The sequence below is a fragment of the Mesorhizobium sp. M1342 genome (genome assembly GCF_040317955.1).
Taxonomy (GTDB): Bacteria; Pseudomonadota; Alphaproteobacteria; order Rhizobiales; family Rhizobiaceae; genus Mesorhizobium.
The window spans coordinates 43,328-64,936 of the sequence record NZ_JAMYLI010000010.1 but is presented as its reverse complement, the minus strand read 5'-3'; the positions used below and the strand labels follow the sequence as shown (position 1 = coordinate 64,936).

25 protein-coding genes and 1 tRNA gene are annotated in these 21,609 nt (G+C 62.0%); 15 read left to right on the top strand and 11 right to left on the bottom strand.

Annotated features, from left to right (window positions below):
* Positions 1-12: 12 nt before the first annotated feature.
* Both NKH06_RS12260 and NKH06_RS12255 read left to right on the top strand, forming a co-directional pair.
* Positions 13-816 (top strand): alpha/beta fold hydrolase, encoded by an 804-nt coding sequence (locus NKH06_RS12260; RefSeq protein ID WP_352440341.1) that lies wholly within the window; start codon positions 13-15, stop codon positions 814-816.
* A gap of 113 nt (positions 817-929) precedes the next feature.
* Entirely contained in the window at positions 930-1,547 is a 618-nt protein-coding gene (locus NKH06_RS12255; RefSeq protein WP_023809897.1) for a hypothetical protein, read from the top strand.
* Here NKH06_RS12255 and NKH06_RS12250 read toward each other — a convergent pair.
* Entirely contained in the window at positions 1,531-2,460 is a 930-nt protein-coding gene (locus NKH06_RS12250) for a metallophosphoesterase family protein (RefSeq protein ID WP_023809898.1), read from the bottom strand. The genes NKH06_RS12255 and NKH06_RS12250 overlap by 17 nt on opposite strands.
* Before the next feature lie 53 nt (positions 2,461-2,513).
* Here NKH06_RS12250 and NKH06_RS12245 point away from each other — a divergent pair, with 53 nt between their 5' ends.
* Positions 2,514-3,008 carry an NUDIX domain-containing protein gene (locus NKH06_RS12245; RefSeq protein WP_023809899.1) on the top strand — a complete coding sequence of 165 codons (495 nt, stop codon included), beginning with the start codon at positions 2,514-2,516 and terminating at the stop codon, positions 3,006-3,008.
* Position 3,009: 1 nt separating this feature from the next.
* Here the strand turns inward: NKH06_RS12245 and NKH06_RS12240 are convergent, their stop codons facing one another.
* Positions 3,010-4,002 (bottom strand): glutathione S-transferase family protein, encoded by a 993-nt coding sequence (locus NKH06_RS12240; RefSeq protein ID WP_352893157.1) that lies wholly within the window; start codon positions 4,000-4,002, stop codon positions 3,010-3,012.
* Positions 4,003-4,277: 275 nt separating this feature from the next.
* On the opposite strand from NKH06_RS12240, the gene NKH06_RS12235 reads away from it, so the two are divergent.
* The 6 genes from NKH06_RS12235 (at position 4,278) to NKH06_RS12210 (ending at position 9,106) form a co-directional block, all read left to right on the top strand.
* Positions 4,278-4,814: a GNAT family N-acetyltransferase gene (locus NKH06_RS12235; protein WP_023809901.1), complete on the top strand. Its 537-nt coding sequence runs from the start codon at positions 4,278-4,280 to the stop codon at positions 4,812-4,814.
* A gap of 61 nt (positions 4,815-4,875) precedes the next feature.
* Positions 4,876-5,637: a 3-hydroxyacyl-CoA dehydrogenase gene (locus NKH06_RS12230; RefSeq protein ID WP_128303701.1), complete on the top strand. Its 762-nt coding sequence runs from the start codon at positions 4,876-4,878 to the stop codon at positions 5,635-5,637.
* Positions 5,638-5,643: 6 nt separating this feature from the next.
* Positions 5,644-6,819 carry a CaiB/BaiF CoA transferase family protein gene (locus tag NKH06_RS12225; RefSeq protein ID WP_352440340.1) on the top strand — a complete coding sequence of 392 codons (1,176 nt, stop codon included), beginning with the start codon at positions 5,644-5,646 and terminating at the stop codon, positions 6,817-6,819.
* Positions 6,820-6,850: 31 nt separating this feature from the next.
* Positions 6,851-7,630 carry a HugZ family pyridoxamine 5'-phosphate oxidase gene (locus tag NKH06_RS12220; protein ID WP_352440339.1) on the top strand — a complete coding sequence of 260 codons (780 nt, stop codon included), beginning with the start codon at positions 6,851-6,853 and terminating at the stop codon, positions 7,628-7,630.
* A 152-nt stretch (positions 7,631-7,782) separates the two neighbouring features.
* Complete coding sequence (locus NKH06_RS12215) at positions 7,783-8,127, top strand: ArsR/SmtB family transcription factor (protein ID WP_023809905.1); 345 nt, start codon at positions 7,783-7,785, stop codon at positions 8,125-8,127.
* A 163-nt stretch (positions 8,128-8,290) separates the two neighbouring features.
* Complete coding sequence (locus NKH06_RS12210; RefSeq protein WP_352440338.1) at positions 8,291-9,106, top strand: TrmH family RNA methyltransferase; 816 nt, start codon at positions 8,291-8,293, stop codon at positions 9,104-9,106.
* Between the two features lie 91 nt (positions 9,107-9,197).
* Here the strand turns inward: NKH06_RS12210 and NKH06_RS12205 are convergent, their stop codons facing one another.
* Both NKH06_RS12205 and NKH06_RS12200 read right to left on the bottom strand, forming a co-directional pair.
* Entirely contained in the window at positions 9,198-10,334 is a 1,137-nt protein-coding gene (locus NKH06_RS12205) for a coiled-coil domain-containing protein (protein ID WP_352721703.1), read from the bottom strand.
* 189 nt (positions 10,335-10,523) lie between these two features.
* Positions 10,524-11,060, bottom strand: a complete 537-nt coding sequence (locus NKH06_RS12200; RefSeq protein WP_245273156.1) for a DUF1134 domain-containing protein — start codon at positions 11,058-11,060, stop codon at positions 10,524-10,526.
* A 391-nt stretch (positions 11,061-11,451) separates the two neighbouring features.
* Between NKH06_RS12200 and chpT the strand changes: the two genes are divergently transcribed.
* A complete protein-coding gene (chpT, locus tag NKH06_RS12195) occupies positions 11,452-12,081 on the top strand; it encodes a histidine phosphotransferase ChpT (protein WP_024504504.1) in 630 nt (209 codons plus the stop codon).
* A gap of 239 nt (positions 12,082-12,320) precedes the next feature.
* Positions 12,321-12,725 (top strand): response regulator, encoded by a 405-nt coding sequence (locus NKH06_RS12190; RefSeq protein WP_023809910.1) that lies wholly within the window; start codon positions 12,321-12,323, stop codon positions 12,723-12,725.
* Positions 12,726-12,827: 102 nt separating this feature from the next.
* On the opposite strand, the gene ctrA is transcribed toward NKH06_RS12190, so the two are convergent.
* Complete coding sequence (gene ctrA / locus NKH06_RS12185) at positions 12,828-13,523, bottom strand: response regulator transcription factor CtrA (protein ID WP_006203583.1); 696 nt, start codon at positions 13,521-13,523, stop codon at positions 12,828-12,830.
* 452 nt (positions 13,524-13,975) lie between these two features.
* Between ctrA and NKH06_RS12180 the strand changes: the two genes are divergently transcribed.
* Positions 13,976-14,353 (top strand): flagellar export protein FliJ, encoded by a 378-nt coding sequence (locus NKH06_RS12180; RefSeq protein ID WP_013529907.1) that lies wholly within the window; start codon positions 13,976-13,978, stop codon positions 14,351-14,353.
* A gap of 86 nt (positions 14,354-14,439) precedes the next feature.
* Here the strand turns inward: NKH06_RS12180 and NKH06_RS12175 are convergent, their stop codons facing one another.
* Positions 14,440-14,838, bottom strand: a complete 399-nt coding sequence (locus NKH06_RS12175) for a winged helix-turn-helix transcriptional regulator (protein ID WP_023809911.1) — start codon at positions 14,836-14,838, stop codon at positions 14,440-14,442.
* An 89-nt stretch (positions 14,839-14,927) separates the two neighbouring features.
* Here NKH06_RS12175 and NKH06_RS12170 point away from each other — a divergent pair, with 89 nt between their 5' ends.
* Positions 14,928-15,854, top strand: coding sequence for an NADP-dependent oxidoreductase (locus NKH06_RS12170; protein WP_352773819.1), 927 nt, complete (start codon positions 14,928-14,930; stop codon positions 15,852-15,854).
* Positions 15,855-15,918: 64 nt separating this feature from the next.
* On the opposite strand, the gene sciP is transcribed toward NKH06_RS12170, so the two are convergent.
* Entirely contained in the window at positions 15,919-16,194 is a 276-nt protein-coding gene (sciP, locus tag NKH06_RS12165) for a CtrA inhibitor SciP (protein ID WP_013529904.1), read from the bottom strand.
* Positions 16,195-16,482: 288 nt separating this feature from the next.
* On the opposite strand from sciP, the gene mnmA reads away from it, so the two are divergent.
* A complete protein-coding gene (gene mnmA / locus NKH06_RS12160) occupies positions 16,483-17,673 on the top strand; it encodes a tRNA 2-thiouridine(34) synthase MnmA (protein WP_023809913.1) in 1,191 nt (396 codons plus the stop codon).
* A 40-nt stretch (positions 17,674-17,713) separates the two neighbouring features.
* On the opposite strand, the gene NKH06_RS12155 is transcribed toward mnmA, so the two are convergent.
* Positions 17,714-18,679: a Gfo/Idh/MocA family protein gene (locus NKH06_RS12155; RefSeq protein WP_128303694.1), complete on the bottom strand. Its 966-nt coding sequence runs from the start codon at positions 18,677-18,679 to the stop codon at positions 17,714-17,716.
* Between the two features lie 240 nt (positions 18,680-18,919).
* Here NKH06_RS12155 and NKH06_RS12150 point away from each other — a divergent pair.
* Positions 18,920-18,996, top strand: a tRNA-Met gene (locus tag NKH06_RS12150).
* Between the two features lie 178 nt (positions 18,997-19,174).
* Here NKH06_RS12150 and NKH06_RS12145 read toward each other — a convergent pair.
* The 3 genes from NKH06_RS12145 to NKH06_RS12135 are packed head-to-tail and all read right to left on the bottom strand — an operon-like array spanning position 19,175 to position 21,571.
* A complete protein-coding gene (locus NKH06_RS12145; RefSeq protein WP_128303675.1) occupies positions 19,175-19,603 on the bottom strand; it encodes an acyl-CoA thioesterase in 429 nt (142 codons plus the stop codon).
* A complete protein-coding gene (kce, locus tag NKH06_RS12140; protein WP_352893151.1) occupies positions 19,600-20,535 on the bottom strand; it encodes a 3,5-dioxohexanoate:acetyl-CoA acetone transferase in 936 nt (311 codons plus the stop codon). The genes NKH06_RS12145 and kce overlap by 4 nt, the downstream gene beginning before the upstream one ends.
* Positions 20,536-20,566: 31 nt before the next feature.
* The gene (locus NKH06_RS12135) at positions 20,567-21,571 is read right to left on the bottom strand and encodes an ABC transporter ATP-binding protein (RefSeq protein ID WP_352893252.1); all 1,005 of its coding nucleotides are present in this window, start codon (positions 21,569-21,571) and stop codon (positions 20,567-20,569) included.
* Between the last annotated feature and the right edge of the window lie 38 nt (positions 21,572-21,609).

The following is a 21,609-nucleotide window of genomic DNA, read 5'->3' as shown; positions in this document are numbered from 1 at the left end:
AAATCAGCTTTCATGACCGCATCACTTTTTGCCGCCGAAGAGGGTGTTGGCTCGAAGGCCATCGTCCTGCTGCACGGTTTCGGCGGCTGCCATGATGTATGGCGCGAGGTGATTTCCGCCCTGACGCCTTCCACGCATACGCTGGCCTATGATCTGCCTGGGTATGGGATGTCGCTCGATTTTCCCGCCGCCGGTCCGGCCAGGGTGGCGGCCAAGGCCGTGCTCGCCGATCTCTCTGAGCGTCGCCTGAAGCGCGTTCATCTCGTGGGCCACTCGATGGGCGGTGCCGTGGCGGCGCTGATGGCGCTGGCCGAGCCTGAAAAGATAGCCTCGCTGACGCTTCTGGCGCCGGGCGGCCTTGGCCCCGAAATCAATGGACCGCTATTGCGCCGCTATGCCGAAGCCTCGGATCGGTCCGAGATCCGCTCCTGCCTCGCCGTCATGTCGGGACCTTCAGCCCCGCCACTCGAACATATGGTGGACACCCTTTGGGAAATGCGCAGGCGACCCGGCCAACTCGAAAAGCTGGTCGAGATCGCAGCCGCCATGACCGTGGACGGTCGGCAAGGCGTCATCCCGCACGATCGCCTCGATGGACTGAACATGCCAGTGATGGTGGCATGGGGAACCAACGATGCGGTGCTGCCCTTTACCCAGGCGGATGACCTGCCGGCGCATTTTCACGTGCACCACGTGCTGGAGGCCGGCCATATGCTGGCTGAGGAAGCCCCCGGCCTTGTTGCCGAGATCATTCGCCGCAACACCAATCGTCGCGCCGGGCCACATCGCCAGAAATTCGCCGCAGCAGCCAGCTGACCTTTTTCGCACGACAACCTTCCTGGGCACCCCGGGGGCCGTCGATCTCGCCAGTGCATTTTGCCGGCGGCTGTGTTAACCCGGTGTTAACCAAACCCACGAGGCAGACGCCGATGAAGGAAGCAGGCGAGAAGACCATCGACCAGTCCAAGAAACTGTCCGATGCCATCCGTGATGTCAAAAATGCCTTCGCCGACCGCGACGACGTCGTCGTCGACATGCGCGAGGCGCATCGCATGCGCCTCGATCTGCTCGCCGCCGAACTGGCACCGGTTTTTGCCGATGTTCCGGCCGACATGGACAATTTCGACTTTGTCGTCTCGTCCGGCTTGCAGCCGCGCTTGTGGATCGACGCCATCAGTCATGTCGCCATGGGGCGCGACCGCCGGACCTATCGCTTCCTCAAGGACACCCGTATCGGCCGGGTGGTGCTTGCCGAATCCACCGAGATGAAGCCGGTTGCCCATTCCGTGACACGCTATGTCGCGGAGCGCATTGTCGAGCGTCAGAGGATGCTGGAAGGCGGCGTCGAACCGGCCGTCGCCGGCATGAAACGTGCCTATGTGCCGGAAGCCGAACCGCCGCTGCGCGCGACGGCGCGCGGCAAACGCTGGTCGGCCTTTCTGTCCGGGCTTGGCCTTGTGGCTGCCGGTGCCCTGGTCGGTCTTCTCGTGTCCATCGTCCTGTTCTGGGACCGCATCGTCGCCATGGTAGTCAGCTTGCGGCCATAGCGGCGCCAGTCACGGCACCGAGTTCCAGCGTCTGCAGATCGGATGGCGGCATGGACGGCCCGGTCAGGCCGCGCCGCGTCAGCCGGATCCGCCAGTTGCCCGTCTCGCCGTCAATGTCGAACAGATTGTACTGCGCCGCCGGGTTCTTGCCGCCCGGCGCCTGGCCGGCGGCGGCGACGCCGACCGCTGGAATCCTGACGCCGCGACCGCCGATGAAGAACAGCGACGGCAGATGTGAATGGCCGTGCAGGACAAGGTCGGCGCCGTGGCGGCGAATGATCTTGTTGAAGCGGGCAATGCCGAACAGCCGCTTGTGCTGCGGGACCGCGCCGCGCACCGGCGGATGATGGATCATGATGGCGCGGAACAGCCCCTGTCCGGCGGTATCCCCGAGGATTTTGCCGAGCCGCTTCGCTTGGCCTTCCATGAAGAAACCATTGGCCATGAAGGGTGCCGTGGCGCGCGCTGTCGAGACACCGATCAGCGCGACGTTGCCGCGCACGCGCAGATAGGGAAATGCGTTACGATCGACCGGCGTGTTGACGCCGTCGCCGCTCATCCACGCCGCCCAGGATCGGCAGACCTTGTCGAAGGCGCCTGGCACATAGGCGTCGTGGTTGCCCGGAACGACCGAAACATCATGCGCCGGCCCCAGCGTCTCCAACCAGTGCCTGGCCATCTCGATCTCGCCGTCGAGCGCCAGATTGACCAGGTCGCCGGTGACGGCGAGGTGGTCAGGCGTGTTCGCCTTGATGTCGGCGACGATCGTGTCAATCACCGCATCATGCATATGGCGGCGGCGGTTGCGCTGCCAGTTGACATAGCCGAGCACGCGCTTGGAGGCGAGATCGCGATAGGATACATCGGGGAGCGGCCCCAGATGGACATCGGAAATATGCGCGAGCCTGAACATACAACCTTCATAGGCGACCCGCGCGCGGCTTTCCACCCACGGTTTCGCTATCAATGACGAGCCCTGAAGATGCCTTCCGCCAGACCGGCTGGCCAGGTTTGAGGGCCAGGCTGTTCCATCTCTATTTCGTGCTGCGGAGGCCGATGACGCTTGGCGTGCGCGGCTTGATCCACGACAGGGCGTCCAGGTCCGTCTTCCTTATTCGCCATACCTATGTACCGGGCTGGCAGCTTCCCGGCGGCGGCGTCGAAGTCGGCGAGACGATGAACGAGGCACTGGCCCGTGAACTGGCCGAGGAAGGCAACATCGCTCTCACCGCCCCGCCGGTGCTCAAATCGATGCATTTCAACCGCCGCTCCAGCCGCCGCGACCATGTCGGCTTTTATTTGCTCGAGCATTTCAGCCAGACGGCGCCGAAGCTGCCGGACCACGAAATCGCCGAAGCCGGCTTCTTCCCGCTCGACGGCTTGCCGCAGGGCACGACGCCGGCGACGCTGCGCCGGATCGCCGAGGTTTTTGACGGCGAGCAGCCCTCGCCCTACTGGTAGATCAGGCTGCCGCTTTCTCGAAGCGCGCCCGGTCATGCCGTGCGGCATAATCCAGATCCGGTCCGACAGGCACGATCCGCGTCGGATTGATTGTCTGGTGGCTGCCGTAATAATGCGCCTTGATATGATGCAGATTCACCGTCCAGGCCACATCAGGCACCTGATAGAGATCGCGCAGATAGTTGGACAGGTTCGGGTAGTCGGCGATACGGCGCAGATTGCATTTGAAATGGCCGACATAGACCGGATCGAAGCGCACCAGCGTGGTGAACAGCCGCCAGTCGGCTTCGGTGATACGATCGCCGACGAGATAGCGCTGCTTCGACAGCCGCTCCTCCAGCGTATCCAGCGCTGTGAACAATTCACCGAACGCCTCTTCATAGGCACGTTGCGTGGTGGCGAAGCCGGCGCGATAGACGCCGTTGTTGACCGCGGGATAGACCAGCGCATTGATCCGATCGATCTCGCCGCGCAACGCCTTCGGATAGAAATCGAGGCTGGCGTCGCCCCATTCGTCGAAGGCTGAATTCAGCATGCGGATGATTTCGGAAGACTCATTGGAGACGATGGTCTGCTCCTTTTTGTCCCACAGCACCGGCACCGTCACCCGGCCCGAATAGGCGGGATCGGCCTTGGCATAGATCTGGTGCAGGAAGTCGAGGCCGTAAAGCGTGTCGCCCGTGGCGCCGTCCTCAGCCACGAACGTCCAGCCGTTGGCGCCCATGAAATGATGCACCACCGACACCGATATGACGCCTTCCAGCTTCTTCAGCGCGCGAAAGATCAACGTCCGGTGGGCCCACGGACAGGCAAGCGAGACATAGAGGTGATAGCGGCCGGGCTCGGCCTTGAAACCGCGCGTCCGGCCTTCAGCCGGCTTGCCGTCAACAGTGATCCAGTCGCGCCATTGCGACTGCGTCCGCACGAAGCTGCCACCATTGTCCGCCGTATCATACCAGCGATCCTGCCATCTTCCTTCAACCAGCAATCCCATGCAAATCTCCTTGCGTCCTGTTGGTTGATGTAGGCACAAGGCTGCCCTGTCGAAGACGTCAGGTGCTGAACAGACCGTCACTTGGCAGAAATGACGGACAAAAACGGCCGATTGCAGCGGCGGGAAATTGATGCTAGCGGACAATCCGCATGTTCGACTTTGCTTTGATCCGGTTTGACCGACGACGAAAGGGCGCCCGCGCTTGATGAAGCGCTGACTGGCGAATGCTGCCGTTTGCAGCAAACCTCTCCTCCTTGTATCGGACCGCAACGACCATGAGCCTTGCCGACGTGAAATACCTGCCGGAAACCCCGGCGCACGACCCCGAGATCGAAGCCATCAACGACGAAGCCTTCGGGCCCGGCCGCTTTGTGCTGGCCGCTTACAAGATCCGTGAAGCCGGAGGGCACGAGCGCTCGCTGTCCTTTGTCGCCGTCGACGGCGACCTTGTCGTCGCCTCGGTGCGCATGACCCGCATCGCCGCCGGCGCCGGCCGCGCATTGATGCTCGGGCCGCTCGCGGTGCGGCCGGCCTTCAAGAATCTCGGCATCGGCCGCCGGCTGGTGGCGATCGCGCTGGAGGCCGCCGCCCGGGCCGGCGCACCTGCCGTAATGCTGGTCGGTGACGAGCCCTATTACGGGCCGCTCGGTTTCAAGCGGATTCCGCGCGGCCAGATTTCGATGCCGCGCCCCGTCGATCTCGACCGGCTGCTGTCGCACGAGATCGCGCCGGGCGCGGTAGCCAGGCTCTTGGGCGAGGTCGGCCACGCCGATCAGGCCAGGGTGGCCGATCCTACCGCGGCGATGGCTTGACCTTTCCCTTCGATCTGGCGCCTGATCCATCCCACTGTTCCCGAGATCAAAGGATGACGCCATGAACCCGAACGGCCAGATCGCGATCGTCACCGGCGGCGGCTCCGGCCTTGGCGAGGCAACGGCGCGCGCGCTGGCGGCCAAGGGCGCCCGCGTCGCCATCTTCGATGTCGGTATCGATCGCGCGGCCAAGGTCGCGGCCGAGATCGGCGGTATAGCCGTCCAGTGCGACGTCAGCAGCGCCGACAGCGGGACCGCTGCCCTCGCCGACGTTACGGCCAAGCTTGGCCAGCCACGGATCCTGGTCAACTGCGCCGGCATCGCCATCGGCGTGAAGACGATCGGCAAGGATGGTCCCCACCCCCTTGATCAGTATCGCAAGGTGATCGAGGTCAATCTGATCGGCACGTTCAACATGATCCGCCTCGTTGCCGAGCGCGCGTCGAAGCTCGAGCCGCTGCAGGGCGGCGAGCGCGGCGTCATCGTCAACACCGCTTCGGTTGCCGCTTATGATGGCCAGATCGGTCAGGCCGCCTATGCGGCTTCCAAGGGCGGCGTCGTCGGCATGACGCTGCCGGTGGCGCGCGATCTTGCCCGTTCCGGCATCCGCGTCTGCACCATCGCACCCGGCATCTTCAAGACGCCTATGATGGCCGGCATGCCGCAGGAAGTTCAGGATTCGCTGGGCGCCGCCGTGCCATTCCCGTCGCGCCTGGGCGAACCATCCGAATATGCCGCTCTCGCCCTGCACATCGTCGAGAACCAGATGCTGAACGGCGAGACCATTCGTCTCGACGGCGCCATTCGCATGGCGCCGAAATAGAAGGTCATGAGCGCCGGCCTGTCCGCTGCCGCTAAAACCGGTCCGCTGGCCGGGCTGAAGGTGATCGAGATGGCCGGGCTCGGCCCGGTGCCGCTGGCCGGCCTGATGCTGTCGGAGATGGGCGCGCAAGTGTTGCGCATCGAACGGGCGGGGACGAGCCAGTTCCTGTCGCTGCCGGATGAGTACAACATCGACCGCCATGGCCGCGCCGTCCTGCGCCTCGACCTGAAACGCCGTGAAGGCACCGATCTGTTGCTGCGCCTTGCCGAAAAGGCGGACATGTTGCTCGAAGGCTTTCGCCCAGGCGTCATGGAGCGGCTCGGCCTCGGCCCGGAAGCGGTGCTGGCGCGCAACCCGGCGCTGATCTACAGCCGTATGACCGGCTTCGGTCAGGACGGCCCGCTCGCCGGCCGCGCCGGCCACGACATCACCTACCTCGCCTATAGCGGCGTGCTGCACGCCATCGGCCATGCCGACGGCCGTCCCGTCCCGCCGCTCAACCTTGTCGCCGACTATGGCGGTGGCGCCATGATGCTGATTGCCGGCGTGCTGGCCGCCCTGTTCCAACGTTCGCGCACGGGCAAGGGTGAAGTCATCGACGCCGCGATGGTCGACGGTGCCTCGATGCTGGCGGTGCCCCTGCACGCCTTGATGGCGGCCGGCTTGTGGAGCGGCAAGCGCGGCGCGAACCTGCTCGATTCCGGCGCCCCGTTCTACGATACCTATGAGACGTCGGACGGACGCCATATCGCCATCGGCTGTCTCGAGCCGCAATTCTTCGCCGAATTCGCCAGGCTGCTGCCGCTCGACGAGCGCTTTGCGTCCGGCCAGTACGACAAGGCCCTGTGGCCGCCGATGCGCGCCGCCATTACCGATCGGATCCGGCAGAAACCACGCGACGACTGGGACCGGCTGTTCGCGCAAACCGATGCCTGCGTTGCACCCGTCCTGTCGCTGCAAGAGGCGAAGCACCACCCGCACAATCGGGCACGCAACGCCTCTGTGACGACAGGTGCATTTGAGCGCCCGGCCCCCGCGCCGCGTTTCTCGAGCTCGCAACCGACATTGGCCACTATGCCAGGCAATGAGGATTTGTCGCCGTCGGCAATGCTGGCGCGTTTCGGCTTTGCGAAAGCCGAGATCGACGACCTTGTCAAATCCGGCTTGCTGACCGATAACTAGAGAAGAAAGATCACCTTACTGTGGTGCTGCCTTGGACGAGCCGAAAAAGGACGTGATCCGCGAGACGGACGCCGAAGCGATCCGGCTGGCGAAGACGCTTCTGCGCAGCGCCCGCTTTGGCGCCCTGGCGGTGATCGAACCGCAAACCGGCTCGCCGCTGGCCAGCAGGGTCGGCGTGGCCACCGACATCGACGGCGCGCCGCTGATCCTGGTTTCGATGCTTTCGGCGCACACCGGCGCGCTGCTTGCCGATCCGCGCTGTTCCCTGTTGCTCGGCGAACCAGGCAAGGGCGACCCGCTGGCGCACCCGCGCCTGACATTGATCTGCCAGGCGGCACGGCTTGAGCGCGGATCAGCCGAACACGCCCGCACCGAGCGCCGTTATCTCAATCACAATCCCAGGGCGAATCTTTACGCCGGTCTCGGCGACTTTTCGATCTTTCGCCTCGATCCGCAACGCGCCAGCCTCAACGGCGGCTTCGGCAAGGCCTATCAGCTCGATCGATCGGATTTGCTCGCCAGCGGACCGGTCGTCGAGGAACTCGCGGCGCGCGAACAATCCGCCATCGACCACATGAACGCCGACCATCTCGACGCAATCGCCGTTTACGCACAGCATTTCGCGAAAGTATCCGGAAACGGCTGGCGTGTTGCCGGATTCGATGCCGATGGCATGGACCTGGTGTCGGGCGACGATGTTTGCCGGGTCTTTTACCCACACCCTTTGGCGGCGGCAGGTGAATTGCGGCACGTTCTGGTCGATATGGCCAAGGCCGGCCGAGCCATGGCCGACGCCGGGACTGAGACTTAATTATGCTGGATCAAAAGCAACACTTGAGATTTAAGTGAAATGCTCTACCTTTTGGTGACGCTGAATCGCCAGCGCCGATCGACAAGTGAATTTATGGAATCAGACGCCATTGCCCCCATGGCGTCGGGATGAACAGGAAGCATGGGGGATCGATGGTCTCGACAAAGCTAATCGTGAACGCCGAATCGGCGGCAGAGTTTCTCATGCTGATGGGCAATGAGAAGCGACTGTTGATCATGAGCTATCTCGCCGAAGGTGAAATGTCGGTTGGAGCCATTGCTGAGAAGGTGATGCTCAGCCAATCCGCCCTGTCCCAGCACCTCGCCAAGTTGCGGGCGCTCGACCTGGTCGAGACCCGCCGCGACCGGCAGATGATCTACTACTCCTGCAAATCCGACGCCGTGCGAGAACTGCTTGTCATGCTGGACGGCATTTTCGGCAGCGGCAAGGATGACCTCTCCCAGATGGCGCACCGTTTGCGCCGTGCTGGAACCTGACCACATAGCGCCGATCTCGCCGGTGATTTCAGAGCGACATGCGCCATCCGGGGCGCACAGAGGTAGCTGATCGTCCCGAATTGTCGCATCGTGCTTTCCAAACAAGATGAGCGCCGGGAAGCGGTCCGGATTTTCGGGCCGATGCGACGGTCGCGAGGAATGCATGGATCCCATTCGCATCGACGACCCGCAAGATCCGCGCGTCGCTGCCTATCTCGACATTCGCGAGCGTGACCTCGCCGGCCGGCAAGGCCGCTTCGTCGCCGAAGGCAAGGTGGTGCTCGACCTGCTGCTCTCGACCGGGCGCTTTGCCGCCGAATCGATCCTGGTCCTGGAAAACCGGCTGGCAGGTCTCGACAACATCCTGAGCAAGGCGCCCGCCGACCTCCCGGTCTATGTCGCCACCAGCGCGGTGATGGACGCTATCGCCGGATTTCATATGCATCGCGGCATCCTGGCCATTGGCCGCAAGGGAGAGCCGCAGCCGGCCGAAGACCTGCTCGATGGCTTGCCGCCTCGGGCGCTCGTCGTAGTGCTCGTCGGCATCGCCAACCATGACAATATGGGCTCGATCTTCCGCAATGCCGCCGCCTTTGGCGCCGACGCGGTTCTGCTGGATGCGACATGCTGCGATCCGCTCTATCGCAAGGCGATCCGCGTTTCGGTCGGCGCCGCCCTCAAGATCCCCTTCGCATCGTTCTCCGACACCGCCCGCTTCACAACGATGCTCGCCCGGCGTGGCTTCGAACAATTCGCGCTGTCGCCCCGCGGGAGGACCGACATCCGCGATGCGCAGCGTAGCGAGCGCCTGGCGCTCTATCTCGGCACCGAGGGCGAAGGCTTGCCGGACAACCTGCTCACAAGCCTGCGCAACGTGCGGATCACCATGGCGGAAGGCTTTGACAGCCTGAATGTCGCCGCGGCTTCAGCCATCGCGCTGCATCATTTTTCGGCTAGAGCAATTCTAGGAAAAGTGTGAAGCGGTTTTCCGTCCAGAATTGCGTCAAAGCAAAGAGTTAGGGCATTTCGCCGTTTCCGTGAAACGGTGAAATACTCTAAAGAAGCCTGATTCAGCTTGTGGCGTCAGCCTTCTGCAGCGCGCGCACGCGGTCGGCAAGACTGCGGTCACCGTTGCCGGAGCGGGCGTCCGACGGTACCGCCAATGCCTTGGCGACCGGCGAACCAGGCCCCTCGAGCTTCGCCGTCAGATGGACGACCTCCGCCGCCAGCGCGTTCATCTGCTCGCGCAAGGCAGAGCTGCTGTCCGTGGCCTTGGACGCGGCCAGTGCGGTGAGGTCGGCCTTCAGCCGCTTGTTCTCGCGCGCCAGCGCCGTCAGCCTCGCCTCGAGCTGCTCACGGTCACTGTCGAGCTTGGCGATTGCCTTGTCCAAATCATCACTCCTGGCGACATCGCCGCCCTTGCCGACCAGCCGCAAGGCTGGCGCGCTGTCTTCGGATTTCGATCTTTCGCGCATGCGTGCCAGTTCCTTTTCGCGGCGGTCGAGTTTGTCTTCGCGATCGGCAAGTGTGGCCAGCAGCCGCTCGACCTTCTTGTCGAGCTCGGCGGTCCTTTTCTTCTCGGCTTTCAGAGCGTCCCGCGCGGCCTTGCTTTCGGCCGCGATTTCCTGGCCGCGCCTGTCGGCTTCCTTGCGCTGGCCGCGCAGCATCGCAATGTCACTGGCGAGTTTCTGCATTTCGGACTCTCGCGCCACGAGCTCGATCTGCCGGCTGCTCGAGGAAAAACTGGCATCGTCATACATGCGCTCCAGCTTTTCCAGCTCAACTGCGCGCTTTTCCAGCTTGCGCTCGGTTTCCTTCAACCGCTCCGAAAGCTGCTGCAACTCGCCCTCTCGTTGACGCAGCGCTTCGTTCTTCGCGCCCAGCTCGGTCAGCGCCTGGTTCTTGTCCGTCCGCTCGACCGCCAGGCCCTTCATGGCCTCGCGACCGCGATTGATCTCGACGAGTTGTTCGGCCGCCTTCTCTCGCAACGCCTTGACGCTGATTTCCAGGCGGCGCGTCGTCATAGCGTATTCGGCGCGGATGCGATCCTTGTCCGCCTGGATCTCGGTTTGCGTCAGAGGGATCGAGGATTCGACGCGTCTGCGTGTAAGCGCGACCGCACGACGCCATATGGCCGGAGCCACCATGAGCGCCAGAAAGCCAGCGCAGAGAAAGCCGAGGACGAAGAACAGGACCGACTGGACCAAGTGACTACCCGTTGTGGCCGGTAAGCATCAAACAAGATAAACCAAAAGCGCATAGAGCGCTTGACTGTGCCACGTTGACATGGCGGAAATCCAGCGTTGCGGCAAGGGTTTGCCGCAACGCCACGAGTTTAATGCATGTCGACCCAAAAGCGGTCCCGGTTTTGGGCAACGACAGCCAAGGACTTCAGCTTAGAACGGATTCCAGGTGGCGCGCTCGGTAAGCTTCAGATAGCCGAGATTGACGCCAAGCCGGGCACCGACACCGGTGCGGATCGGCACCAAAATCACATTGTTGTTCTTCAGCACGTTGAAGCCGACGCCAGCCACCACATAGGCCGAACCGGCGACGCCGCCATAGCGGTTGTAGAGGCTGCCCACATCGTCGAGATTGTAGACCAGCATCATCACCCGCGACCCCTCGCCGCCGAAATCCCAGCCGAGTGACGGGCCTTGCCAGAACACTTTGTGGTCGCCGGCATTCTTGGTGTAGAGCGTGCCTTCGCCATAGGTCAGGCCACCGATCAGCGCACCCGAGCCTTCTTCGCCCAGCAGATAGCCGTTGGGCAGGCCGTAGGAGGCAAAAATCTTCTCGATCACCGTGGCGAGCCCGCCCGATGTCGCGCCAAAAAATTTGTGACCGGAATCGACAATCTCCTGAGCGGTGTATTCCTGGGCCCGCAGGGCTGAAGTCGAGAAGACGAGAACGCCCAGGAGCGTGACCGCCATTGAGAAGACACGGAGAAAGCTCCGGTCGTAGTATCGGGAAAACATGCTTCCAATCTCCGTCAGGGAGCACCTTCGCCGACGCCTCGCACCCCGTACGGCTCTTTTAGCCGGCCGTTAAGGGTAACTGTTAGGGGCAAACTATGCCGTAATCCTTTTTCAACCATTAAGCTCACACATGAACATGGCGGTTCGAAGGCTGTTTGGGGTCGCTCAAGTGGGGCCGGCAGCCTGCGTGAACACGCCATTTGCCACAACCACAATTTGGATTTGTTGCTGCACGCACGGGCGCTGTGTATTCAGAAAGCCCGAGGAGAGAGTGCGTGATTCGTGTGGCAGGCGACGATCGATCGCCCGGCCATGAGTTGTGAGATTTTGCAGGGATTTTTCGCCGATGGCCGATCTGTTCACCCTTTCCGCACCCGATCTGGCAGCGCTTTTGTGCAGTCGGGTCTGCCACGACATCATCTCGCCGGTCGGCGCGATCAACAACGGGCTCGAATTGCTTGATGAAGGCGGCGCCGACGAGGACGCGATGAAGCTGATCCGCCAGAGCGCCCGCAACGCTTCGGCCCGCCTGCAGTTCGCCCGCATCGCCTTCGGTGCCGCCGGCTCGGCCGGCATGTTGATCGATACCGGCGATGCCGAAGCGGTCGCCATCGCCTTCCTCAAGAACGAAAAGCCGGAACTGACCTGGAACGGGCCCCGCGCGTTGCTGCCCAAGAACAAGGTCAAGCTGCTGCTCAACCTGATCCTCGTCGCCAATGCCGCCATTCCGCGCGGCGGCAAGCTTTCCGTGACGCTGGAAAATCTTGAGACCGAACCGCGTTTCGCGCTTGCGTCGGCCGGCCCGATGCTGCGTGTGCCGCCGAAGTTCCTCGAACTGCATTCCGGCCACAAGCCGGAGGAACCGATCGACGCGCATTCCGTGCAGCCCTACTACACGCTGCTTCTGGCGCGCGAAGCCGGCATGACGATATCGATCCACGCGACGCCGGAAGAAATCGTCCTTTCTGCGGCCTGATTGCGCAGCCGATAAAGCGAAGTATTTCTACATTGAAATCTGTAATTCCAGCTCATCGACTTGAGATGCATCTGGTCGTCCAGGCAGTGCCAAAGCATTCGCGAATAAAAGCAGGCACCTGCCTATCTTTGTAAAAATTTTACCTAACGCCTTTTCGGCTTCTTTACCAGATTGGCCTATGGTCCGCCCTGGATGCCCCCGACGCTACCGGACTGCCAGAAGACAAAGAGGACCCGGAAATGAAACGCTGCATGTTCGTCGACGATTCAAGCGTCATCAGGAAGGTTGCAAAACGCATCCTGGGCGGCTCCGAAATGATTGTCATCGAGGCCGCCAGCGGACTTGACGCGCTGGAGATGTGCGCCGCCGACATGCCCGACATCATCGTCGTCGATGGCGCCTTGCCCGACGTACCGGCGGTCGATCTCATCCGTCGCGTCCGCGCCATGGAGAGCCCGATAAGGCCGCAGATCCTGATTTCCCTGGTCGAGCTCGATATTGCTTCGATCATGCGGGCCAAGCGCGCCGGCGCCCAGGGCTATCTCTTGAAGCCGTTCAACCGCCCGCAACTGCTCGAGCGCTTTCGCACCTTGAAGAGCGCACCTGATTCGACACCCTTGAGCAATTCCAGAAAAAGTGCGTGACGGTTTCCTGCTCGGAAGCCCAAAAACAGACCGTTACCAGCCCGTCATGCAAAAACCCGGCCGAAGCCGGGTTTTTTTGAAAAGATTCGAACGATTCGTCGCTCAGGCGCTGACGCGAATGTCTTCCGGTTCGCGCAGCACATAGCCGCGCCCCCAGACCGTTTCAATGTAGTTCTGACCGCCCGATGCCGCATCGAGCTTTTTGCGCAGCTTGCAGATGAAGACGTCGATGATCTTCAACTCAGGCTCGTCCATGCCGCCATAGAGGTGGTTGAGGAACATTTCCTTGGTCAGCGTGGTGCCTTTGCGCAGCGAAAGCAACTCCAGCATCTGGTATTCCTTGCCGGTCAGGTGCACGCGCTGGCCGCCGACTTCGACGGTCTTGGCATCGAGGTTGACCACCAGGTCGCCGGTGGTGATGACCGACTGGGCGTGGCCCTTGGAGCGCCGCACGATGGCATGAATGCGGGCAACCAGCTCATCCTTGTGGAACGGCTTGGTCATGTAGTCGTCCGCGCCGAAGCCGAGGCCGCGCACCTTGTCCTCGATGCCGGCCATGCCGGAGAGGATGAGAATAGGTGTCTTGACCTTGGAAAGGCGAAGCGTTCTCAAGACCTCGTAGCCCGACATGTCAGGCAGGTTGAGATCGAGAAGAATGATATCGTAGTCGTAGAGCTTGCCTAGATCGACGCCCTCTTCACCGAGATCGGTCGTGTAGACGTTGAAACTTTCCGATTTCAGCATCAGTTCGATGCTTTGTGCGGTTGCACTGTCATCTTCTATCAGCAGAACACGCATTTCATTCCCCTTTTCTGCTGCCGGACCATTTCACGACCCGTCCGGACCCGGAGCAGTGGTTGCCTTGTGCAGAGGCTGCCATTGAATGGTTAACAAATCCTAATTTCCCGTCCATGACGGTACCAGATTTTTTAACCTCTTTCTACACCCTCTTGAATCTAATAACGAATCTCAGAACCAAATTCCTAATGCAACACATTAACAACCTGGACTAAGCGACTCCAGGGACTCATCGACGTCGCTTCCGCATCGGTGGCCGGAATTTTTACCCGGCCTTAAGTCCTGACCCGTATGATTAACAATGCCCGTAAACGAATGGTTACCGCCGGCAAAAAACTTTAGGGTTTTGTTTCCCATAGTTAGGGGAAAGGCGGTGGACACGGGTGCGGCCTGGGCGTTTCCAGGTGGTTTGGACGATAGATGCGGGTGTGCGTTTCCGGGAGTACCGAATCATGAAGTCACGTGAAAACCTCGTTCGGCTGAAACAGTTTCAGGTGAATGAGAAGCGGCGGCAGCTGCTGCAGCTCGACATGATGATCGCCGAGTTCGAACGCATGGCCGTCGAACTGGAGCTTCAGATCACCGCCGAGGAAAAGAAGGCCGGCATCACCGACATCAACCATTTCGCCTATCCGACCTTCGCCAAGGCGGCTCGCCTGCGCCGCGACAACCTCAGGAATTCCCAAAGCGACCTCGCCCAGCAGCGAAGCGCCGCCGAATCATTACTCGGCGAAGCTGAAGCGGAGCTTTCCAAGGCGGAAATGCTGGAATCGCGCGACACGAAGATCCGCGAAGCGGAAGTCGGTGGCCGCAGCGCCATGATCGGCTAAGACTTGGCGGTTTGCCGCGCCAACGCCCGCCATCAGGCTGGCGCATTGTCGCGGCTTGCGGCTCCGGCGGGAAAAATGAATCCGCCCTACGCGGCCCAATCCCCTTCACTCTCGGCAATTGCCCTTGCACGGGCATCCTTGATATCCGGCGCATGCTGCTCCGCCCATGACCTGATCTGGGTAAGCAGCCCCGCCAGGTTCTGGCCGAGCTCGGTCAATTCATATTCGACGCGCGGCGGAATGACCGGGAAAATCTCGCGCCGCACCAGGCCGTCGCGCTCGAGCACCCGCAGCGTCTGCGTCAGCATCTTCGGCGTGATGCCTTCGAGCTTGCGGGCGAGCTCGCCATTGCGCAGCCGGCCTTTGCGCAGCGCGCAAACCACCAGATAGACCCATTTGCTGGCCAGCATCTCCAGCACGGTGTGCGAAGGACACGTCCGCCGGAACGCATCATAGCCGAAACCGCAATCATCTTCACTATCCATGGGTGCGTATATATCAGAAAGGTACATACTGGACAAGAGACTATTACTATCCAAATGATAGTGGCATCAACCGAGCAGGAGACATCTCAATGCGTGCCGTTATCCAGAAATCCGTCGGCGGACCCGACGTCCTTGTCATCGCCGATCAGCCGGATCCCACGCCAGAGGCCGGCGAAGTGCTGGTTCGCGTCAAGGCCGCAGGCATCAATCCGGTCGACGGCGCCGTCCGTGCCGGCTACTACCCCTTGCTCGGCGAGCCGCCCTTCATCCTGGGTTGGGACATCTCGGGAACTGTCGAAGCACTCGGCCCCGGCGTCACCGGCTTCAAGATCGGCGACGAGGTGTTCGGCATGCCGCGCTTCCCCAAGCAGGCGGCGGCCTATGCCGAGCTGGCTGCCGTGCCTGCCGATCAAATCGCACTGAAGCCGAAGGGCGCGGACCACCTCCAGACGGGCGCCTTGCCGCTGGCCGGCCTCACCGCCTGGCAAGGGCTTGTTCGTCACGGCAGACTGAAATCGGATCGGCGCGTATTGGTGCATGCGGGAGCCGGCGGCGTCGGTCATCTGGCGGTGCAGATCGCCAAGGCGCGCAGCGCCTACGTCGTCGCCACGGCCAGCCCGGGCAAGCTCGATTTCGTCCGCAAACTGGGCGCCGACGAAGTCATCGACTACACCAAGGGCGATTTCACCGATCAGGTCCGCGACATCGATCTGGTGCTGGATCCAATGGGCGGCGACCACGCCCAACGCTCGCTGAAGGTGCTCAAGCGTGGCGGCGTGCTGGTGTCATTGCTCGATGTCAGCGACAACACAAGGGCCCAGGCCGGCGCGCGAGACATTCGGGTCGAGCGTATGTCCGTCGTGCCCGACAGTGAGGGCCTGCTGGAACTGGCTCGGTTGATCGATGCCAACAAGCTTGCCGTCCATGTGGCGAAGAGCTTCCCGCTGGACCAGGCGGGGGCCGCTCACGCCTTCCTCGCCACCAAGCCGATCGGCAAGGTTGTGCTGTCGCTCTGAGCGGGAGCGGTGAAAAACAGAAGGGCGCGGGGTTAGCCGCGCCCTTCGTCTAAATTCGCGATGGTCAGTGCCGGTATTGCTGGATGCGTGTCGTGCGCAGCCCGGCAAGGCCATATTCGTCGATCGACGCCTGCCAGGACAGGAATTCCTCGGTGGTAAGCTTGTAGCGTTGGCATGCCTCGTCCAGGCTCAAAAGCCCGCCGCGCACGGCCGCAACCACTTCCGCCTTACGCCGGATAACCCAGCGACGTGTATTGGTCGGCGGCAGATCGGCAATCGTAAGAGGGCTGCCGTCAGGCCCGATAACATATTTGACTCTCGGTCTAACCAGATCGGTCATCGTACTCTCTACAAAAAACTCAAAGACCCAATCCCCGCCACGTTACCGCCACAGCTTTAAAAATTGCCTAAGCAGACCCTAATGACTAGGTAAGGATCATGAACGCCGCGTTAGTCTTTTCGCCGGCATTTGAAACATCTGCCCGCAAACCCTGATTTGCCGGGGAAAATGCATCCCCTGGCGGAGATCGGACGCAACCGGTGAATCGCCCTGCACGCTGGCGCGCCGGTAAAGCTTGACCTATATTCTCGACATTGGCATTGAGGCGCCGTGCAGAACGAAAGCATCATGAACAGTCTCGATCTTCCCGGACGTCCCGAAAACACCCGCATCGTCGTCGCCATGTCGGGCGGTGTCGATTCCTCTGTCGTCGCCGGCCTGCTGAAACGTGAGGGCTACGACGTCGTCGGCGTCACCTTGCAGCTCTACGACCACGGCGCGGCGACGCACCGGGCCGGCTCATGCTGCGCCGGGCAGGACATCGACGATGCCCGCCGTGTCTCCGAGACGCTCGGCATCCCCCATTATGTGCTCGACTACGAGGAACGCTTCCGCAAGGCGGTCATCGATCCCTTCGCCGAGAGCTACGTCGCCGGCGAGACGCCGATCCCGTGCGTTTCCTGCAATCAGACGGTGAAGTTCGCCGACCTCCTGGCCACCGCCAAGGAGCTCGGCGCCGACGCGCTGGCCACCGGCCACTACATCCGTTCCGGCGCCAACGGCGCCCACCGCGCGCTCTACAGGCCGGTCGACGCCGACCGTGACCAGAGTTATTTCCTGTTCGCCACCACGCAGGCACAGATCGATTATCTGCGCTTTCCCCTTGGCGGCCTGCCGAAGCCTCAGGTTCGCGCCATTGCCGAGGAGATGGGGCTGGCGGTTGCCGCCAAGCAGGACAGTCAGGACATCTGCTTCGTGCCGCAGGGCAAGTATTCCGACATCATCGCCAAGCTGAAGCCAACCGCCGCCAATCCGGGCGACATCGTCCACATCGACGGCCGCGTGCTCGGCCGCCATGAGGGCATCCTGCGCTACACGATCGGCCAGCGCCGTGGCATCGGCATCGCTTCCGGCGAGCCGCTTTACGTCGTCCACCTCGATGCCGACCGCGCTCGCGTCGTGGTCGGCCCGCGCGAGGCGCTGGAGACGCACAAGATCTATCTGCGCAATATGAACTGGCTGGGCGACGGACCGCTCACAGACGTCCCTGCTGGCGGCCTGGAGCTGTTCGCCAAGGTCCGCTCGACGCGGCCGCCGCGCCCGGCCGTGCTGCATCATCGTGCCGGTGCCACATGGGTGGAACTGATCGACGGCGAGTCCGGCATCGCGCCGGGCCAGGCCTGCGTGCTCTACTCCGACGACGGCAACGAAGCTCGCGTGTTCGGCGGCGGCTTCATCGAGCGTTCGGAGCGTGGCGCCGAGGCCGAGGCGATGCTGACCCGGCTTGCCGCCAGGCCGGCCCAGATACCTGCCGAATAAGATACCTGCCGAATAAGGTTCCCGCCGAATAATCCGCGCTTCAGGAATTCGACTTGGTGTGGGTGACCGTGCCGGCGGTCAGGATGCGCAGCACCCTGATCGCTTCCTCGCCGCTGGTACGCGGTTCGGCACGCGTCTCGATGCACTGGATGAAATGCTCCAGCTCGCGTGTCAGCGGCATGCCCTGGGCAACCGCGACATAGGACGGCTCATTGGTGGTGAAGGCCCATTGGCCGCTGTCCTGCCACACCGCGTGGCGGTAGACGGCTAGCTTGCGTTCCCATGGCTCGACGTCGTCGAACACCGCCATCGCCTTGGTGCCGACCACGGTGAGCCGCCGCTCGCGATAGGGGTTGAGCCGCGAGGTGAAGAGATGGCTGCGCAGGCCGTTGGGAAAGCGCATGTGCAGATGGGCGAAATCGCTGAGACTGTCGAGCAGAGCGGCGCCCTCGCCGCGCACCTCGATCGGCTCGGTGCCGGTGATCGCCAGGATCATCGACAAATCGTGCGGCGCCAGGTCCCACAGCGCATCGTTCTCGGTGTGGAACTTGCCGAGGCCGAGGCGGTGCGAGTGGATGTAGCGCACTTCGCCGAGTTCGCCCTTGTCGATCAGCCCTTTCAGCGTCTCGAAAGCGGGGTGGAACCGCAGGACATGGCCGACCATGAAGACGCGGCCATTGTCCTTGGCCGCCTGCACCGCACGCTCGGCGTCGGCAACCGTCAGCGCGATCGGCTTTTCCACCAGCACGTCCTTGCCGTTCTCGACGGCGCGTACCGCAAGGTCGGCATGGAATTGCGGCGGCAGCGCCATGACGATGGCGTCGATATCGTCACGCACGAACAGCTGGTCCGGCTCGATCGCCAGGCAGTCCTGCTCGCTGGCGAAGCCTTCTGCCCGAGCCCGGTTGGTATCGGAGACCGCGTGCAGCGCGCCGAGCGCCTTTAGAGTGCGGATGTGGTTGCTGCCCCAGTATCCGCAACCGAGGACTGCTATGCGCGGCTTCATCTGTTTCAAACTCTAAAAACTCTTGGCCGAGACATAGCGACGTGCCCCTTCGAACTCAACCCCGGCGGCGGCAACCAAATGTCCGCACGGCAAAGCTTTTCGATAATGACGATAAGCCGCCAAGCCGGTTGCTTCGAAGCTTGACAGGCTCACCCTCCCAACCTTATATCCGCGCGACCTTGGCGAACGCCCCCGACATGCCTTTCGATTTGAGGCGGATTTCGGGCCTTTCGCCGCCTTGGCGGGGTAGCTCAGTTGGTTAGAGCACGGGAATCATAATCCTGGGGTCGGGGGTTCAAGTCCCTCTCCCGCTACCACTTCAAACCCCACTATCGTACGCAATGGCCGATTGTGGCGGGCTGCCCAATGCGGTGTCCTGTGCGATAGCGGCTATATCTGACCTTCCTAGGGCGAGTAGAAGCCTTCAGCGACCTACATCATCTCGCTCAGTGACGCCAATGTGGCTAACGATGGCGTCACCAGACATTCTCGCCGTCACCCACGCGTATCGGCTTCACCCCTCGGGAGTTTCGCGCTCGCCTGCCGGGCTTCGCCTTCGATCTCGATCTTGCTCCGCGCTTGAAGATCGAAGCGCACCGTTACGGTGCGCATGCGCGCATGCAGGACTCCGTCCAGCGTACCGCGCATTTCATGTAGATAAGCCAGCGACGATTTCCCAAGCTTTTCTATAACGCTGCGAACGGTGACCAGAGTTCCCACCGCGGTTTCATGCACGTAGTCGATCTCCATCCTCACATCCGCCCAGCCGAGGGTCGGCGTCAAACGAGGATCGGCAATCCTGCCCAGCAACTGGAAACTGGCGTCATCAAACATGGCCACATAATGACGAACGTTGAGATGGCCCATCGCGTCGCACATCCAAGGATGCACGACGCCGACATAGGTTTCGATGCCGGGCGTCAAAACCCGACCTCGTTTGCGCCCTTGAGATCCAGCAGTTGACGGGCTTCGTCGGGCGTCGCGATTTCGAGCGACAACTCGTTGAGAATGCGCTTTATCTTGGCAACCTGTTCGGCATTGCTCTTAGCGAGCGTGCCCTTGCCGACATAGAGGCTGTCTTCCAAACCGACCCGTACATTGCCGCCCATGATCGCGCCCATCGTGCAGAGATTTATCTGGTGCTTGCCCGCGGCAAGGATCGACCAGAGATAGTCGTCTCCGAACAGCCGATCAGCCGTCCTGCGCATGTGCATCATGTCTTCTGGGTCGGCGCCGATTCCGCCCAGCAGCCCGAAGATCGTCTGGACGAAAAGCGGCGGCTTCAGCAGCTTGCGGTCTAGAAAGTGCGCAAGCGTGTAGAGGTGACTGACATCGTAGCACTCGAACTCGAATTTCGTGCCATAAGCCTGGCCGACTTCGACGATGATACGCTCGATCTGCTCGAACGTGTTGGAGACGATGCCCTTCTTTGTGTCTTCCAGGTAGCCCTTCTCCCAGTCGTACTTCCAGTCGGTGTATTTCGGCGCGATGTGGTGCAGGGCGAAATTCATAGATCCCATATTGAGCGAGCAGAGTTCCGGCTTCGAAGCGTGCGCGGCTTCAAGGCGCTCTTCGAGGGTCATCTTCAGCCCGCCGCCGGTGGAAATGTTCATCACGGCGTTGGTCTGCTGCTTGATGCGCGGCAGGAAATCCATAAACAACTTTGGATCAGGGGTAGGCTTGCCGGTCTCCGGATCGCGGGCATGCAGATGGATCACCGACGCTCCGGCTTCGGCTGCTCCGACGGCGGCGTCGACGATCTCGGACGGCGTTATCGGCAGATACGGGCTCATCGTCGGCGTGTGGATCGAGCCGGTGACCGCACAGGTGATGACGACTTTCGGCGATTTCTTCATGGTTGAACTCTCCCTTGTCTGCCTTTTGTTGTTATCTATCGAGCGCGAGGCAATCCTCACGACCACAGCCCAATCGAACCGCCTCGCCCGCATTGAGTTCGGACCGAGACGACGATGCCGCAAGCTTGACAATGAATTTCAGGCCGCCCGCCGTCACAGCGACGAGCCGGATGTGATCCCCGACATAAACGGACTGAACGACGGTTGCCGCAATCACGTTGAGGGCGGTGGAGCCATCGTGCAATAAGGACATGCGCTCGGGCCTGATCGACAGCGTCACCCTGGCGCCCGCAGGGGGCGTCGCGCCAGGGGAAATGGCGTTCAACACCAGATCGCCATCGTCGAGATGGACGGCCACGCCACCGTTTTCACCGTCGGCAAGCACGGTGCCGGACATGCGGTTGTTCTCGCCGATGAAGCTCGCCACAAAGCTGCCCGTCGGACGCTCATACAGTTCGCGTGGTGTCGAAAGCTGCTCGATGCGGCCGGCGCTGAACACCGCGACCCGGTCCGACATGGTCAGCGCCTCGGTCTGGTCGTGTGTCACATAAACGAACGTGACGCCAAGCCGGGCATGGATATCCTTGATTTCGAACTGCATCTGCTCGCGCAATTGCTTGTCGAGGGCGCCGAGCGGTTCGTCCATCAGGACAAGATTTGGTTCGAAGATCAGGGCGCGGGCAACCGCGACGCGTTGTTGCTGCCCACCCGAAAGCTGCGCCGGACGACGGTTGCCGAATTCGGGCAACTGGACCATGTCGAGAACGTTCCTGACACGTCGCGTCACCTCGTCGCGGCCAAGTTTGCGGACCTCGAGCGGGAAAGCCAGGTTTTCGGCGACCGTCATGTGCGGGAAAAGCGCGTAGTTCTGGAACACCATGCCGATGCCGCGACGATTGGCGGGAACGTTGTCGATGCGCTGACCGTCAATGAGGATTTCGCCCTCGGTCGTATCTTCGAATCCCGCAAGCATCATCAACGCAGTCGTCTTGCCAGACCCGGAAGGCCCCAGCAGCGTCAGGAATTCGCCGCGCATGATTTCCAGGTCGAGCTGACGCACCGCCTGGACCGTCT

Coding starts and splice junctions, on each gene's coding strand:
- NKH06_RS12170 (WP_352773819.1), top strand. CDS start 14,928: ATGCGTGCCGTTATCCAGAAATCCGTCGGCGGACCCGACGTCCTTGTC.
- ctrA (WP_006203583.1), bottom strand. CDS start 13,523: ATGCGTGTTCTGCTGATAGAAGATGACAGTGCAACCGCACAAAGCATC.
- NKH06_RS12250 (WP_023809898.1), bottom strand. CDS start 2,460: ATGTTCAGGCTCGCGCATATTTCCGATGTCCATCTGGGGCCGCTCCCC.
- NKH06_RS12225 (WP_352440340.1), top strand. CDS start 5,644: ATGAGCGCCGGCCTGTCCGCTGCCGCTAAAACCGGTCCGCTGGCCGGG.
- NKH06_RS12255 (WP_023809897.1), top strand. CDS start 930: ATGAAGGAAGCAGGCGAGAAGACCATCGACCAGTCCAAGAAACTGTCC.
- NKH06_RS12210 (WP_352440338.1), top strand. CDS start 8,291: ATGGATCCCATTCGCATCGACGACCCGCAAGATCCGCGCGTCGCTGCC.
- mnmA (WP_023809913.1), top strand. CDS start 16,483: ATGAACAGTCTCGATCTTCCCGGACGTCCCGAAAACACCCGCATCGTC.
- sciP (WP_013529904.1), bottom strand. CDS start 16,194: ATGACCGATCTGGTTAGACCGAGAGTCAAATATGTTATCGGGCCTGAC.
- NKH06_RS12230 (WP_128303701.1), top strand. CDS start 4,876: ATGAACCCGAACGGCCAGATCGCGATCGTCACCGGCGGCGGCTCCGGC.
- NKH06_RS12200 (WP_245273156.1), bottom strand. CDS start 11,060: ATGGCGGTCACGCTCCTGGGCGTTCTCGTCTTCTCGACTTCAGCCCTG.
- NKH06_RS12240 (WP_352893157.1), bottom strand. CDS start 4,002: ATGGGATTGCTGGTTGAAGGAAGATGGCAGGATCGCTGGTATGATACG.
- NKH06_RS12175 (WP_023809911.1), bottom strand. CDS start 14,838: ATGGATAGTGAAGATGATTGCGGTTTCGGCTATGATGCGTTCCGGCGG.
- NKH06_RS12180 (WP_013529907.1), top strand. CDS start 13,976: ATGAAGTCACGTGAAAACCTCGTTCGGCTGAAACAGTTTCAGGTGAAT.
- chpT (WP_024504504.1), top strand. CDS start 11,452: ATGGCCGATCTGTTCACCCTTTCCGCACCCGATCTGGCAGCGCTTTTG.
- NKH06_RS12235 (WP_023809901.1), top strand. CDS start 4,278: ATGAGCCTTGCCGACGTGAAATACCTGCCGGAAACCCCGGCGCACGAC.
- NKH06_RS12215 (WP_023809905.1), top strand. CDS start 7,783: ATGGTCTCGACAAAGCTAATCGTGAACGCCGAATCGGCGGCAGAGTTT.
- kce (WP_352893151.1), bottom strand. CDS start 20,535: ATGAAGAAATCGCCGAAAGTCGTCATCACCTGTGCGGTCACCGGCTCG.
- NKH06_RS12190 (WP_023809910.1), top strand. CDS start 12,321: ATGAAACGCTGCATGTTCGTCGACGATTCAAGCGTCATCAGGAAGGTT.
- NKH06_RS12260 (WP_352440341.1), top strand. CDS start 13: ATGACCGCATCACTTTTTGCCGCCGAAGAGGGTGTTGGCTCGAAGGCC.
- NKH06_RS12245 (WP_023809899.1), top strand. CDS start 2,514: ATGACGAGCCCTGAAGATGCCTTCCGCCAGACCGGCTGGCCAGGTTTG.
- NKH06_RS12155 (WP_128303694.1), bottom strand. CDS start 18,679: ATGAAGCCGCGCATAGCAGTCCTCGGTTGCGGATACTGGGGCAGCAAC.
- NKH06_RS12135 (WP_352893252.1), bottom strand. CDS start 21,571: ATGCGCGGCGAATTCCTGACGCTGCTGGGGCCTTCCGGGTCTGGCAAG.